15 protein-coding genes and 1 pseudogene are annotated in these 12,780 nt (G+C 63.4%); 8 read left to right on the forward strand and 8 right to left on the reverse strand.

Annotated features, from left to right (window positions below; genetic code table 11):
- The 3 genes and pseudogenes from EOA49_RS25515 to EOA49_RS25525 all read right to left on the reverse strand — a co-directional run.
- Positions 1-512: pseudogene (locus EOA49_RS25515) on the reverse strand (uracil-DNA glycosylase family protein); the annotation flags it as partial.
- Positions 452-1,063 carry a glutathione S-transferase gene (locus EOA49_RS25520; RefSeq protein ID WP_095780510.1) on the reverse strand — a complete coding sequence of 204 codons (612 nt, stop codon included), beginning with the start codon at positions 1,061-1,063 and terminating at the stop codon, positions 452-454. The gene EOA49_RS25520 and the pseudogene EOA49_RS25515, both read right to left, overlap by 61 nt.
- A 117-nt stretch (positions 1,064-1,180) precedes the next feature.
- Entirely contained in the window at positions 1,181-1,804 is a 624-nt protein-coding gene (locus tag EOA49_RS25525) for a thermonuclease family protein (protein ID WP_127241349.1), read from the reverse strand.
- A gap of 75 nt (positions 1,805-1,879) precedes the next feature.
- On the opposite strand from EOA49_RS25525, the gene EOA49_RS25530 reads away from it, so the two are divergent.
- Positions 1,880-3,400 (forward strand): HAMP domain-containing sensor histidine kinase, encoded by a 1,521-nt coding sequence (locus tag EOA49_RS25530; protein WP_127241348.1) that lies wholly within the window; start codon positions 1,880-1,882, stop codon positions 3,398-3,400.
- 36 nt (positions 3,401-3,436) lie between these two features.
- Entirely contained in the window at positions 3,437-3,967 is a 531-nt protein-coding gene (locus tag EOA49_RS25535; RefSeq protein ID WP_127243424.1) for a GNAT family N-acetyltransferase, read from the forward strand.
- 43 nt (positions 3,968-4,010) lie between these two features.
- On the opposite strand, the gene EOA49_RS25540 is transcribed toward EOA49_RS25535, so the two are convergent.
- Positions 4,011-5,006 (reverse strand): nicotinate-nucleotide--dimethylbenzimidazole phosphoribosyltransferase, encoded by a 996-nt coding sequence (locus EOA49_RS25540; RefSeq protein WP_127242195.1) that lies wholly within the window; start codon positions 5,004-5,006, stop codon positions 4,011-4,013.
- Positions 5,007-5,168: 162 nt separating this feature from the next.
- On the opposite strand from EOA49_RS25540, the gene EOA49_RS25545 reads away from it, so the two are divergent.
- Both EOA49_RS25545 and EOA49_RS25550 read left to right on the forward strand, forming a co-directional pair.
- On the forward strand, positions 5,169-5,399 hold the full coding sequence (locus tag EOA49_RS25545) for a DUF1289 domain-containing protein (protein ID WP_066992723.1): 231 nt from the start codon (positions 5,169-5,171) through the stop codon (positions 5,397-5,399).
- A gap of 28 nt (positions 5,400-5,427) precedes the next feature.
- The gene (locus EOA49_RS25550; protein WP_127242196.1) at positions 5,428-6,132 is read left to right on the forward strand and encodes a TIGR02281 family clan AA aspartic protease; all 705 of its coding nucleotides are present in this window, start codon (positions 5,428-5,430) and stop codon (positions 6,130-6,132) included.
- Positions 6,133-6,227: 95 nt separating this feature from the next.
- Here the strand turns inward: EOA49_RS25550 and dusA are convergent, their stop codons facing one another.
- The gene (gene dusA / locus EOA49_RS25555; RefSeq protein WP_127243425.1) at positions 6,228-7,226 is read right to left on the reverse strand and encodes a tRNA dihydrouridine(20/20a) synthase DusA; all 999 of its coding nucleotides are present in this window, start codon (positions 7,224-7,226) and stop codon (positions 6,228-6,230) included.
- A 110-nt stretch (positions 7,227-7,336) separates the two neighbouring features.
- Here dusA and EOA49_RS25560 point away from each other — a divergent pair, with 110 nt between their 5' ends.
- Genes EOA49_RS25560 through EOA49_RS25570 form a run of 3 tightly spaced genes read left to right on the forward strand, consistent with a single transcriptional unit; the run spans position 7,337 to position 9,801 of the window.
- Complete coding sequence (locus EOA49_RS25560; RefSeq protein ID WP_245460795.1) at positions 7,337-8,713, forward strand: glycosyltransferase family 2 protein; 1,377 nt, start codon at positions 7,337-7,339, stop codon at positions 8,711-8,713.
- Positions 8,688-9,380, forward strand: a complete 693-nt coding sequence (locus tag EOA49_RS25565; RefSeq protein ID WP_127241035.1) for a class I SAM-dependent methyltransferase — start codon at positions 8,688-8,690, stop codon at positions 9,378-9,380. Before EOA49_RS25560 ends, EOA49_RS25565 begins: the two co-directional genes overlap by 26 nt.
- Complete coding sequence (locus tag EOA49_RS25570) at positions 9,358-9,801, forward strand: GtrA family protein (protein WP_127241036.1); 444 nt, start codon at positions 9,358-9,360, stop codon at positions 9,799-9,801. The genes EOA49_RS25565 and EOA49_RS25570 overlap by 23 nt, the downstream gene beginning before the upstream one ends.
- A gap of 3 nt (positions 9,802-9,804) precedes the next feature.
- On the opposite strand, the gene EOA49_RS25575 is transcribed toward EOA49_RS25570, so the two are convergent.
- The 3 genes from EOA49_RS25575 to EOA49_RS25585 all read right to left on the reverse strand — a co-directional run bounded on the left by EOA49_RS25575 (position 9,805) and on the right by EOA49_RS25585 (position 12,216).
- A complete protein-coding gene (locus EOA49_RS25575) occupies positions 9,805-10,428 on the reverse strand; it encodes a hypothetical protein (protein ID WP_245322431.1) in 624 nt (207 codons plus the stop codon).
- Positions 10,415-11,566, reverse strand: coding sequence for a hypothetical protein (locus EOA49_RS25580; RefSeq protein WP_245460796.1), 1,152 nt, complete (start codon positions 11,564-11,566; stop codon positions 10,415-10,417). Before EOA49_RS25580 ends, EOA49_RS25575 begins: the two co-directional genes overlap by 14 nt.
- Positions 11,567-11,913: 347 nt before the next feature.
- A complete protein-coding gene (locus tag EOA49_RS25585; protein ID WP_067319945.1) occupies positions 11,914-12,216 on the reverse strand; it encodes a DUF982 domain-containing protein in 303 nt (100 codons plus the stop codon).
- 295 nt (positions 12,217-12,511) lie between these two features.
- Here EOA49_RS25585 and EOA49_RS25590 point away from each other — a divergent pair.
- On the forward strand, positions 12,512-12,780 hold a 269-nt coding region (locus tag EOA49_RS25590), incomplete at its 3' end, for a cytosine permease (protein ID WP_206520219.1).

Here is a 12,780-nt window from a genome sequence, read left to right on the forward strand (position 1 = left end):
CCATGTGCCAGGACTGCGCATAACCGCCGATCGTCAGCACCAGATCGATCTGCGGCATCAGCGCCATCAGATCGGCGCGCCAGGCGGTGGCGCATTCGCGCCGCGGCGGCAGGTCGGCGCCCTTGGTGTCCTGGCCCGGAAAGCAGAAACCCATCGGCACGATGGCGAATTTTTCCGTGTCGTAGAACTCGTCGGGGGTGACGCCGAGCCAGTTCCTCAAGCGATCCCCGGAAGCGTCGGTGAACGGCATGCCCGAGATGTGGACTTTCGTGCCCGGCGCCTGGCCGGCAAGCAGGATGCGGGCCTTCGACGAAGGCACAAGCACCGGGCGCGGCTGATGCGGCAGGGGCCGGCCGCGCGGCTGCTCGACACAGATGCGGCAAGCCCGCACCTTGGCGGCAAGGCTCTCCAGCGCTTCGCTCATGTCCGGCGGGTTCTCCAAAAACAAGCCTCAAGCAGCAGCGCTTGGCCGGCTGGAGAGCGCTGCGTGCCAGCGCAGCACGTTCCCGCATTCTTCAGGCACCTTGATGCGTGCCGGCTTCATGAAATCGATGGCGATCAGCCCGGTGATGTCGGCGACCGAATAGGTGTCGCCGGCGGCAAATTCCCTATCCGCCAACTCCCGGTCGAGGAGATGCAGGAACTCGATGGCCTTCGGCTTGTTGGCCTCGCCCCATTCCGGGATCTGCGGCACCTCCCATTCCTTCATTGCCGGATGGATGTGCCGGAACGCGGCGGCCACGCAGCTCATCAGATTTAGCTCCAGACGCCTCTGCCACATCTCCACCATGGCCTTGCCGAGCGCGCCTGTTCCGAACAGGGCGGGCTCGGGATGCAACTCCTCGAAATAACGGCAAATGGCGATGGATTCGGTGATGATGGTCCCGTCGTCGAGTTCGAGCACGGGCAGCCGCCGCAGCGCATTGCGCGACGCCACCGGCTCCTTGCGATGCTCCAGCGCGCCCATGTCCACGGGCACCAAAGGGACGGCTAGCCCCTTTTCAGCCAGGAAAACCCGAACCCGCCTGGGGTTGGGCGCCCGGCCGCCATCGAACAGCTTCATTCTAGTCTCCGATCTTCATGCCAATCTTAGGGCGCGCTGCAATGCATGTCGCCCAAAACTGCATAGCGGTTTGGCAAGACCACATGTTGGCAAACAGAGCATCCCCCGAAGCGGGCGTCACCAGAAACGAACAAGCTCACGCAACGCATCGCCGAGCGAAGCCAGTGCGCCGTGCTTCCTTTCGACGGGTTGATTGTGATGGCTGTCGCGCCAGTCCTGCGGCTGATCGAAGGAGCCAGCCCAGATGCCCACCTTGGCAGCCCGCGCGACGGCCTCCTCGGTTTCGAAGTCGCCGAAGGCGACGGCCCATCCGGACTGTACCTGCGCGCGGTTGAGGTCCGTGTCGCCCGCCTTGCAGTCGCCGAGCAACCGGCCGTAGCGGTCGCGCTGCCACCCGCTGCAGGAGACCGGCCTGTCGGCGATCAGCCGCACCAGCGACTGCCGCGCAAGCCTGCCGCAGGCATAATCGGCCCCGTCCTTGCGGCACGTCTGTGTGTATTCCGGCGCGTCGATAACGCGCATGCGGATGCGCTCGGCGCCAAGCGTGATCGAATCGCCGTCCCTGACGATGGCCGTGCCTTGCTCCTGTCGCGTCTCGAACCGGTCGAGCCGCGCCGCCACCAGGATGGACAGGCCAAGCAGGACCACGGCCAGCCCGTAATCCAGAAGCCTGCGCAAAAGGCTTCGCGGAGGCCGCGGAACATAGCGCCGGCGCGGTCTTCGCGACCAGGAACGGCTCATATGGCAAACAGTCTCTTAATCATTCGAACGTAGCTTAACGAACTGAAAATCGCTGCGCGCAGAAATTGAACTTGCATGCCTTTGCTACGCTCGGACACAGCGGACAAATTCATTGTGGACCGCAGGAAACCGCATCGCAACAGCGATGTGGCTCGCGCGGTGCGCAGGACGCGTGACCGTCTTTCGCAGCAGGCCGGCAGCCTCGATTTCGACCGCGAGCTGCTCAAGCTCCATGCACGCGCCATGGTGGTCAGTGCGGCCGCGATTCCTCTGCTTGTGCTTGTGGTAGCGGCCATCGGCCGCTTCGCGGGCCTGGGCAACCAGGTCGCCGTCTGGGCTCTCTTCATGCTGCTTTGCTACGCCATCGTCACTTTCATGGCGCGGCGCGTCGAGCGCGCGGAAGCGGCCGAGCTCGACCCTGTGCAGACGCGCCGCGATTTCCTGATCGGCCATTCGCTTTGCGGCCTCGGCTGGGCCTGGTTCGCCTGGCTGGGCTGCTCCACATGCCAGGTCGACCAGTTCCATGTCGTCAAGGCCATGGTGCTCCTGGTCGCCATGGCGACGACTGCGGTGATGGCATCGTCCCTGGGCGGCGCGCTATTGGCGACCTTCGCCGTTCCCGTCGCGGTCTATGTCTATGCCGTCCTGCGCCTGTGGATGCCGATCGAAGGGATCATGGCGGCGCTTCTGGTCGCTGCCCTGCCCTTCTTCGGCTACGTCGCGCGCCATCTCAACCAGTCATCCTGGATGCTGCTCTCCTTCCGCTCCGAGAAGGACGCGCTGATCGCCGAGGTGGAGACTGCCAAATCCATGTCCGACGAGGCCAGGCGGCGCGCCGAGGACGCCAATCTGGCGAAGTCGCGCTTCCTCGCCTCGATGAGCCATGAGCTCCGGACGCCGCTCAACGCCATCCTCGGTTTCTCCGAAGTGATGGCCAATGAAGTGCTCGGGCCGATGAACAACCCAACCTATCGCGATTACGCGCGTGATGTGCACGAATCCGGCCAGCATCTGCTCGATCTGATCAATGAGATCCTCGACCTGTCGCGCATCGAGGCCGGCCGCTACCAGCTCAACGAGGAGCCGGTGGTGCTGGTGACGATCGTTGAGGATTGCTGCCATATGATGGAACTGAGAGCCCGCAACAAGGACATCCGCGTCATCCAGGAGTTCGAGACCGCGCTGCCGCGCCTGTTCGGCGACGAGCGCGCCATCCGGCAGATCGCGCTCAATCTGCTGTCCAATGCCATCAAGTTCACGCCGTCGGGCGGCGAAGTGCGTGTGCGCGTCGGCTGGACGGCGGGCGGCGGTCAGTACATCTCGGTCAAGGACAACGGTCCCGGCATTCCGGAAGAGGAAATCCCAGTGGTGCTTTCCGCCTTCGGCCAGGGCTCGATCGCCATCAAGAGCGCCGAACAGGGAACGGGCCTCGGACTGCCGATCGTGCAGGGTCTGCTCGACATGCATGGCGGCGAGTTCGAGCTGCACTCCAAGCTGCGCGAAGGCACCGAGGCCATCGCCATCTTCCCGCTGAGCCGAGTGATGGAGGAATTGCCCGCGCTGCCGACCAAGGCTGTCGCCGCCCGGCGGCGTTGAGTCCTTCGGTCCGATATGACAAAATTGCCCCCTGAGATGACGATCACTGATTGGGATCCAAGCCGCACCGAGATCAAATCGGAACGCCTATCCCTCAAGCTATTTACGCCCGGTGATGCCGAAGAGCTTTACGCCTGTATTACGCCTTCAATCACCCGCTTCATGCAGTGGGAACCGCCACGATCGTCGGCCGCATTTGGCGCGGTCTGGCGGTCTTGGTTAGAACCGATCCTCGACGGATCGGACCTGCATTTCGTTGTGCGGCGTTCGCAAGACGGTCGTTGTCTAGGGCTTGTTGGCCTGCATGCGGCAAACACGGTATCTCCCGAACTTGGAATCTGGCTCAAGGAAGGCGCTCAAGGACAGGGCATCGGCCGGGAGGCAATCGCCGCCGTGGTTGCATGGGCGTCGGAGAAACTCGCGCCGGACAGTTTTGACTATCCTGTCGCGGAAGAAAACATCGCTAGCAGAAAGATTGCAGAACGTCTCGGAGGCTCGGTAGTTGGAAGGCGATCCAATCCAAAATATATCGCTGTCGTCTATCGTATTCCCAAGCTCCGGCGTTGACTCCCTACCCCGATAACCTGCAGCCGATTTCTGCACACGTGCTTCAGCCACGAACCGCCGCAGCCATACCGGAGCTCGTGAGCGCCGCGGCCTTGACGAGACCGGCGGCAAGTCCAGCCCCAACTCCTTCGCCGTGACTGACAGCAAGATCGAGCAGTGGCTCGAGCCCAAGCCGTTCGGCGACTTTGGCTTGGCCCGGCTCCGGCGACAGGCTGGCGAGCAGGCAGTGGTCGATCGCGGAAGGATCGGCTTTGTGCAGAACCGCGGCGGCAGCCGTCGCGACGAACCCGTCGAGCAGTACAGGAATCTTCTGCATGCGGGCTGCGAGAATGGCGCCGCAGATTGCCGCGAACTCGCGCCCGCCGACGCGGCGCAAGGCCTCGAGCGGATCGCCGAGACCGGAGCCGTGGAAAGCAAGCGCCCGGTCGACCGCTTCGGCCTTGCGCGCCATCATCGCCGTGTCCGCCCCCGATCCAGGTCCAACCCAGTCGGACCCCTTGCCGCCAAAGAGGGCAGCGCTGAGCGCGGCCGCGATGGTTGAATTGCCGACGCCCAGATCGCCAAGGCAAAGAAGATCGGCGCCGCCCGCGACCGCTTCCATGCCGAAGGCCATGGTGGCGGCGCAGCCGCGCTCGTCGAGGGCCGCTTCTTCGGTGATGTCCCCCGTCGGAATATCCAGCGCCAGGTCGAAGACCTTCAGGCCGAGATCGTTGGCGATGCAGATCTGATTGATCGCTGCACCTCCGGCGGCGCAGAGTTCGACGGCATTGGCGGTCGCCGAAACCGGCCGCGGCGAAATGCCATGCCGAACGGCACCGTGGTTGCCGGCAAAGATCGCCACAAGCGGACGATTGACGGCCGGCGGCGCACGCCCGCTCCAAGCGGCGAGCCATGCCGCGACATCTTCAATCCGGCCAAGCGAAGCTTTCGGCTTGTCGGCCTTGGCAAACAGGGTGCGAACGCGGGTTTCGGCGGCGGCGTCGGCCGGCGGCAGCGTTGCCAGCAGAGTGCGGAAATCATCGAAAGGCTTTGCGGTCATATCGAATGCGGTCTCTTTGCAGGAACAGCCAGCGGCATAGCCGCCTTCACCGCCTGGCACAACCGCCCGGCAATGCCGCGAAAGCGCCGGTCGACGGCGCATCGCGAAGGGCTTGCATTGGCGTTGCGGTTGCACCATGTGGAGTGAAGGCAAGAGAACAGCATGACCGCCATCGAGTCTCCCTGCATACTCGTCTGTTCCATCGACATGAAAACCGGCTTCTGTTTCGGTTGCGGCCGCACGCGCGATGAGATCGCCGGGTGGATCGCGATGACGCCGGAAGTCCGGCGTGCAGTCATGGCCGAGTTGCCGGCGCGGCTGGAGACGGTCGAACGCCGGCCCCGCCGCGAGACGCGGCGCGCCCGCATGGCGCGCGAGCGCGGCGTGCTGTGAAAGAGCTGGCTGTAAGAAAGGGCTGGCCATGAATCGCCTGTTCTGGGTCGTCATGCTGGTGATCGGCGCCGGCTTGATCCTGCTGATGATGAATGATTCCGCCGGCCGCACCTTCGGCATCGAGAACAACGATTTCAGCAGGCTGATCTGGGTTGGAGTCCTGGTGGCGGTAATCGGCGCCAGCCTTATTCGCTCTGGCCGGCCGCTCGGTGACATGGCGCGCAACTTCGGCGTCTGGGCGGCAATCGTGCTGGCGCTGATCGCCGGCTACCAGTACCGCTACGAGCTGCAGGATGTTGTCAGCCGCGTCACCGCCGGCCTTGTTCCGGGAAGCCCCTTGGCGCTTGGCGTCGATAGTGGCCGTGCCACCGTGACGCTCGACAAGGCCGGCAATGGCCATTTCGAGGCGCGAATCCTCGTCAACGGCAGGCCGGTGCGCACGGTGGTCGACACCGGCGCGACCAGCACGGTGCTGACGGCGGAGGACGCCCAGGCGGCCGGCTTCAACCCAGCGGCGCTCAGCTACACCGTGGACGTCTCGACCGCCAACGGCATGGCGCGTGCGGCAACGGTCAGGACCGACGAGATGGCGATCGGCGGCATCATGCGCAAGGATATGCCGGTGATGGTCGCGGCGCCCGGCATGCTCGAGCAAAGCCTGCTCGGCATGAACTTCATCGGCTCGCTGTCGGGTTTCGAGGTGCGGGGTGACCGGATGATCCTGCGCGACTAGATTCCCGCTTATCCGCCCCGAATTTCGTCTAGACAAACAGATGGAGCGGTTCGCCGTTTCTGTGGAACGGTGAAATGCTCTGCCGCCGATCCGCCTCAAGCGGCTTCGGTTTCCGCCGCCACGAAATCTATTGCCGCGAACGCCGTCTTCAGCACCTCTGGCCCGGCGCCGGGTCTGTTGGCGTCGGTGGACAAAATCTGCCGGTAGCGGCGCGCGCCCGGGAGACCGTGGAACAGCCCGACCATATGGCGCGTGACATGGCCGAGCCGTCCGCCCTTCTCGATGTGACGCGCGGCGTAAGCGGCCATGGCGTCCATCAGCGCCGCGTAGTCGAAAGCGACCGGCGCCTCGCCGTAAAATGCGGCATCGATGCCGGTGAGGATGCCGGGCGTATGATAGGCCGCGCGGCCGAGCATGACGCCGTCGACATAAGCGAGGTGCGCCTCTGCCTCGTCAAGGGATTGAATGCCGCCGTTGATGCCGATGAATTGGTTGGCCTTCCTGGTCTTGAGCCGATAGACGCGCGGATAGTCGAGCGGCGGGATCTCGCGGTTTTCCTTGGGGCTAAGCCCCTCCAGCCACGCCTTGCGGGCGTGCACCCAGAGCGCATCGGCGCCGGCCGTCAGCACGCCGTCTGCGAGCGTGTCGAGAGCGGGTTCGGGGTCCTGGTCATCGACGCCGATGCGGCATTTGACCGTGACGGGGATTCTCACCGCCGCCTTCATCGCCGCGATGCATTCCACGACCAGCACCGGCGTCTTCATCAGGCACGCGCCAAAAGTGCCCGACTGGACGCGGTCGGACGGACAGCCGACATTAAGATTGATTTCGTCGTAACCGAACGCCTCGCCGATCACCGCCGCTTCGGCAAGCTTTCGCGGATCCGAACCGCCAAGCTGAAGCGCAACCGGATGCTCGGCACCGTCGAAGCCGAGCAGGCGCTCGCGTGCGCCATGGATGACTGCGTCCGCCACCACCATTTCCGTGTAGAGCAACGTGCGACGCGTCAGCTGACGGTGAAAGAACCGGCAATGCCGGTCCGTCCAGTCCATCATTGGTGCTATGGCTATTCTGAAATCTTGATACTTCGACATTTTTTTGTTGTTTCAAAAATGTTGGGCCACGTCGTGTGTGGTCTTTTCCCCCACGGGACGGGCCGTTTTTCCGGTTTCCGATGCGTCCGTGCACACGGGGCGCAGACGAATTGGACACCTTCCCTAAACTAAAATCCGGCTCTTGGAGAGCCCAGGTTCGTCACGGGGCATCTCAAGAAAGGTTTTGCGCCGCAGGAACGCCGAGATCGGCGCACGATGCAGCGCCGATCTTTCGCGATCTGGTGGCTCCATCCGCCCGGCCTGAAAAAGATGGGCATCAAAATCCTCGATCCAAGGACTTCTGTCGGTACCGGGTTAGATTTCAACCGAACGTTGCGCGCCTTTTTTGGCGAGGAACAGCGCCATTTCTTCCGCAATTAGCGCCTGCTTATGGAACTTTCTGGCCGGTGTTCCATTGCAATCCCATGCAAGAATCTGTCCAGCGGATCCGGACGCGGGCACCGTCCCTACGCTACTCATTGGTGCTGCCGATATACAATGAGGAGGAGGTGTTGCCCCGGCTGGTCGAGCGGATCAGCGCACTGACCGCAAAACTGGACGGAGACACCGAAGTCATCTTCGTCGACGACGGAAGCAGCGATCGAAGCGTGAGCTATTTGCGCGGCATGGTCGCCGCCGAACCGAGCTTCCGCCTGATCGAGCTCTCCCGCAACTTCGGCCACCAGATCGCCATCAGCGCCGGCATGGAAGCGGCCTCCGGCGAGGCCGTCATCGTCATGGACGCTGACCTGCAGGATCCCCCCGAGGTCGTTCTCGACCTGGTGGCGAAGTGGAAGGACGGCTTCGAGATCGTCTACGCAAGGCGCGTCAGCCGCAAGGGCGAAACCTGGTTCAAGCGCGTCACCGCCAGCCTGTTCTATCGGCTGCTGGAGAGGATGACACCGGTCGAGATCCCGCGCGATGTCGGCGACTTCCGCCTCGTCGGCCGGAAGGCGCTGGACACGTTCAAGCGCATGCCGGAGCACGACCGCTTCGTCAGGGGCATGTTCGGCTGGATGGGTTTCAAGCAGGCGGCGGTGCCGTTCGAGCGCCCGGCGCGGACGCTTGGTGAAACCAAATACCCGTTATGGAAGATGATGCGGCTTGCCATCCATGGCATCATCGGTTTTTCGGAGCGGCCTCTGCAACTGGTGCTGTTGACCGGGTTGGCCATTTCCGCTCTCGCCCTGGCGTTTGGCGCATACGCCATCGCGGCCTGGATCCTCGAAACCGGCGTGATTGCCGGCTGGACATCCACGGTGGTGATCGTGTCGCTGCTAATCGGCATCAATCTTTTCATGACCGGCGTGATGGGTCTCTACGTCGGCAGCATCCATGCCGAGGTCAAACGGCGCCCGCTCTATGTTGTCGAAAGGCTGAGTGGCTTCGACCGGCCGATGCGCGTCGCCTCCCGCGACAAGCGCGCTTCGTTTCGCAAGTCCAGGAACGGGGTCACGGCGGATGTCCGAACTCTTCGACAGCTATAGGTCCAGCTACAGTGAGGCAGTCGAGGGCTCGATCCGGTTCTCCGGGCTGCGCCATGATTTCTTCCTGCGTGCCAAGGCCGAGCTTCTGCGACGACTGGTCCTCGAGCAGGACCTCCGGCGGGGCGGCGCAGGCGTGCGCGCGCTCGATGTCGGTTGCGGCGTGGGCTCGCTTCATCCGCATCTCGCCGATGTCTTCGATCGACTCGACGGCTGCGACGTGTCGAAGGAGTCCCTCGCGCGTGCCAGCGCTGAGAACCCGCACGTCGCATACAGCGTGTGCACCACCTCACGCCTGCCTTACGCGGATGGCATGTTCGACCTGGCGTTCGCCAGTTGCGTCGTCCACCACGTGCCGCCTGCGTCGTGGCTGGGTTTCATCCGCGAGATGCGGCGCGTCGTTCGGCGAGGCGGACTTGGCTGCATCATCGAGCACAATCCCTACAACCCGCTGACCCGTATGGCGGTGTTGAGATGTCCGTTCGACAAGGACGCTGTGCTGCTTCGCGCTGGCAAGGCGGCATCGCTGCTTGAGCAGGCGGGCTTCCGCGACGTGCACTGCGAGCATTTTCTGCTCCTGCCGTCGGCCAAGCCGCTTGCCCGGAAACTGGAAGGCGCGCTCGCTTGGCTGCCGCTCGGAGCGCAGTATGCCTGTATCGCCCGCGCCTGAGAATCGTCGCGTCGCCGGCACGAAGCTCCTGGGGCGCTTCGCTTCAGTCGGCCTTGTCGCCACAATCCTCTATGCCGTCCTGACTACAATCTTTGCCCGATCGAACTGGCTCGGGCTCGCGCCCGTCGAAGCCTCGCTCGCCGCTTACGCGGCCGCCGCCCTGTTTTCCTATCTGGCGCACAAATCCTTCACCTTCATGTCGGCCGGCTCGCACCGGTCGCAGGCGCCGCGTTTCGTGTTGCTGACCATTGCTGGCCTCGCTATGGCTTACGCGGCACCGTACCTGCTGACGGTGACATTCGGCCTGCCGCTTGCCGTTCCCGTTCTCCTCACTTCCTTGGCCATCCCAGCGCTTAACCTTCTTGTGCTCGATCGCTGGGTCTTTGCAGAGCGCCGCCTGCGCGATGACGGGCCGTCCTGAGGATCAAAGCGTGTCCAACCGAAAAGATCTCAGCTTGATGGCGCGGTTGTAGATGTTGCTCGCATCGGCGCTTTGCGGAATGCCGTCGGGATACTCGATGGCCATGTCCAGTGTCGCCTTGCCAGCCAGCACGGCGTGCGGAATGACGAAGGACACAGTTGTCGCCACATCGCCCGACAGCGTCCCCCGATACACCTCGGTCCCATTGGCCGACACGACGATCCTCTGCCAGGTCTGCGGCGGGCGAATAACGGCGGCCATTTCCAGCGTTGCCCGAAGCCCGTCGCGGAGCGGCGGCAGGGTAAGGCGCAGGCGAGAGCTCTCGCCCAGCGAATGGGTGCCGTCCGCTACTGGCCCCGACCAGCCGCAGACCATCATGGTGGTTGCTTCCCGGGCGCCGTCGGAGCGGAACGATACGGTCCGGCCTGGCGTGTAGCGCCCCACGGCGTCCCGGTTGAGGCATGTGGTGGTCTTGTCGATGTAATAGGCGCGGTAATCGTCGCTGACATTCGGGCTGAGGGCAAGCGCCAGGATGGCGATCTCGGCTGCCGCAAGTGCGCCCGCCAGCGCGTAGCCGGCACCCAGGATTACCGGCCTGGTCGATTCCGTCAGCTCAGACCAGCGCAAGATAGCCTCCAAGCCAGGCCACGGTCATGAAGTAGCAGGTGAAGAGGAAGACAATCAGCGCAGCGACCAATGTCGCCTTCGAGCCCGACAGCAGCACCGCCGTCAGCATCGTCAGCGGCGCGAGGCCGACGACATAGCGGACCATCGAAGCCAGATTCGAGGTCAAAGGCAGGATGATGGCCATGGCGCAGAACAGGGCCGCGCCAATTTGCCTGCGCGCCGCGAGCACCGCCGCCAGCGCCAGTCCCACGATTGCCGTCGACGCGCTCCATTGCGGCGCACTGGGCCACCAACCGGCCCCGGGGTGATAGGACAGCCCCGCCCAGAGGAACAGCAGCGGGTTGCCGGCCACGCGCCCGAACGCGCGCTGGACGTGCACGAAGGCAAAGCCGTCCCCGACCGTGACGTAAAGGTAGAGCATGTAGGCGAACAGGCCGGCGGGCGAGATGAGTATGGCGATGATGAGATCCGGCCGGCCGAGCAGCCAGCGTGGGAAGCCGATGGCCGACCCGCCCTTGGCGCGATGCTCCTCGAACATGCGAATGACGATCGCGAACACGGCCAGCACGCCGACGACCCGCGTTGCCGAGAGCAGCGCGCAAGACAACCCCGCGGCGAGATGGTTCGAGCGTTTGAGCGCCAGGAAGAGGCAGGACGTCAAAAGCACGAAGAGCGGCTCGGTGAGGAAGGTGGCAAAATAGAACGAGAACGGGCCGCTCAGCAGGAAGGCGCAATAAAGCACATAGGCCCGCATGTTCCTGTCCATGAGCGGCCATGCCACCAGGCACGAGACATAGCCGCACGCCAGCGATGCCGCCGTCGCAATCGCGATCGTGGAGAAGGGCAGAATCGTGCGGACCGCCGCCACCAGCATCGGATAAAGCGGAAAGAACCCCCAGCGCCCGACATTGCTGCGGCCAGGAATGGGAAAACGCTCATAGCCCTGTTCGGAAATGCCGACATACCAGGAGCAATCCCATTTGCAGAAGGCGCGGGCATAGGCCGCTAGGCTCGGATCCGGCGACACCGATGCGAATGCGGCGTAGCGGATGACAAGACCGCTCAACAAAAACAGCAGCGGCACTGCCGCCACCGCGATCACCGTGAGGCGAATGCCGCTCTTCGCACGCGCCGCCAAATCCGCCTCCAACCGCCCGGATGGCATCCGCGTCGTGCCGGCATCCCTCGCCAACACGCCTCTCGGTCCAACGCTGCATACCTAAAGGGGCGGTGGGATTTTTAGTTCCGCTGCACGATATTCCAGCCGGCATGGCATCCGGTGGACAATCTGCCGGTAGAGCGCCGCCGGCAGGCGATGGAACAGCCCGGCGTGTGACACGACCAGCCGCTGGCCCCGGTGGAAGCCTCCCTCACACGCTCTTTCAGGGAGAATTGAAACGAAGCAACTCGTGCCAGTAAGGACACAACACCACCGGGACGTCGGCCTCAGGCCCACGTCTCATGCTGCCGAAGGATTCGAACGTGCTAGCGCCTTAGAGCGTAGACATTGTCCATCGAAACGCCACCCAGAGGCAGCGCCATCTCGTCGTCGAGAATCCGAGTGATGCGGGCAAAGCCGACAAAAGCCTTTCTCGCCTCCTCAGCCGACATCTTGCCAGCCATAGCTGCCGAGCAGCAATTCACGGCGCATTGATAAACGGGGCCGCGTCTCCCCGTTGGCCACTTCCGCAGGAACACCATCGCTTCGGAGACGCTGTCGACTTCCTCCAAGGGGTATCCCTGCCCACGCGCGATCCGCACTGGGGTAAAGAAATGCAAGCGATCCATCACTATCCTCCCGGTCGACCGCAAAGCGGCCGAACCCGCATAAACGCATGTCCAGGGGTTTGGTTCCACACAATTTTGGTTGCTGGTCGAAAAAGTTCGGAACCGGACAGGGCGCGATTGGCAAGCCGACTCAAGTAAAGGCGATTCCTGTTTTGGCGCGACGAGAAGCGCGATTCTCATTGAATGACTTTAAGGCCAAAGCCGGCAAATGGATTGCTTGTAGGTTCCCCAGCGTCAGGCTTACCCTCACCAGTTAACGCGGGGACGCCGCGTTTTGCAAAAGGGGACAGTTGCAATGACTATACAAGGCGCTTCGCCGGACCTCTACAACGAGGATCTGGCTCCGGCAACAGTCAGGAACTGGGGGCCGTTTTCAATCTTCAACGTCTGGACTTCCGACGTCCACAGCCTCTGGGGCTATTATCTCGCCGCGAGCCTTTTTCTGTTCTGCGGCGGCTTCGTCAACTTCATCATCGCCATCGGCATCGGCTCGCTGATCATCTACTTCCTGATGAACCTTGTCGGCTATGCCGGCGTGAAGACTGGCGTTCCCTACCCCGTGCT

Source organism: Mesorhizobium sp. M1A.F.Ca.IN.020.04.1.1, from assembly GCF_003997315.1.
Lineage (GTDB): Bacteria > Pseudomonadota > Alphaproteobacteria > Rhizobiales > Rhizobiaceae > Mesorhizobium.

Excerpts from the sequence above, each read along its gene's own strand:
- EOA49_RS25525 (WP_127241349.1), bottom strand. The coding sequence starts at position 1,804 with ATGAGCCGTTCCTGGTCGCGAAGACCGCGCCGGCGCTATGTTCCGCGG.
- EOA49_RS25540 (WP_127242195.1), bottom strand. The coding sequence starts at position 5,006 with ATGACCGCAAAGCCTTTCGATGATTTCCGCACTCTGCTGGCAACGCTG.
- EOA49_RS25565 (WP_127241035.1), top strand. The coding sequence starts at position 8,688 with ATGTCCGAACTCTTCGACAGCTATAGGTCCAGCTACAGTGAGGCAGTC.
- EOA49_RS25550 (WP_127242196.1), top strand. The coding sequence starts at position 5,428 with ATGAATCGCCTGTTCTGGGTCGTCATGCTGGTGATCGGCGCCGGCTTG.
- dusA (WP_127243425.1), bottom strand. The coding sequence starts at position 7,226 with ATGTCGAAGTATCAAGATTTCAGAATAGCCATAGCACCAATGATGGAC.
- EOA49_RS25545 (WP_066992723.1), top strand. The coding sequence starts at position 5,169 with ATGACCGCCATCGAGTCTCCCTGCATACTCGTCTGTTCCATCGACATG.
- EOA49_RS25530 (WP_127241348.1), top strand. The coding sequence starts at position 1,880 with ATGCCTTTGCTACGCTCGGACACAGCGGACAAATTCATTGTGGACCGC.
- EOA49_RS25520 (WP_095780510.1), bottom strand. The coding sequence starts at position 1,063 with ATGAAGCTGTTCGATGGCGGCCGGGCGCCCAACCCCAGGCGGGTTCGG.
- EOA49_RS25535 (WP_127243424.1), top strand. The coding sequence starts at position 3,437 with ATGACGATCACTGATTGGGATCCAAGCCGCACCGAGATCAAATCGGAA.
- EOA49_RS25585 (WP_067319945.1), bottom strand. The coding sequence starts at position 12,216 with ATGGATCGCTTGCATTTCTTTACCCCAGTGCGGATCGCGCGTGGGCAG.
- EOA49_RS25570 (WP_127241036.1), top strand. The coding sequence starts at position 9,358 with ATGCCTGTATCGCCCGCGCCTGAGAATCGTCGCGTCGCCGGCACGAAG.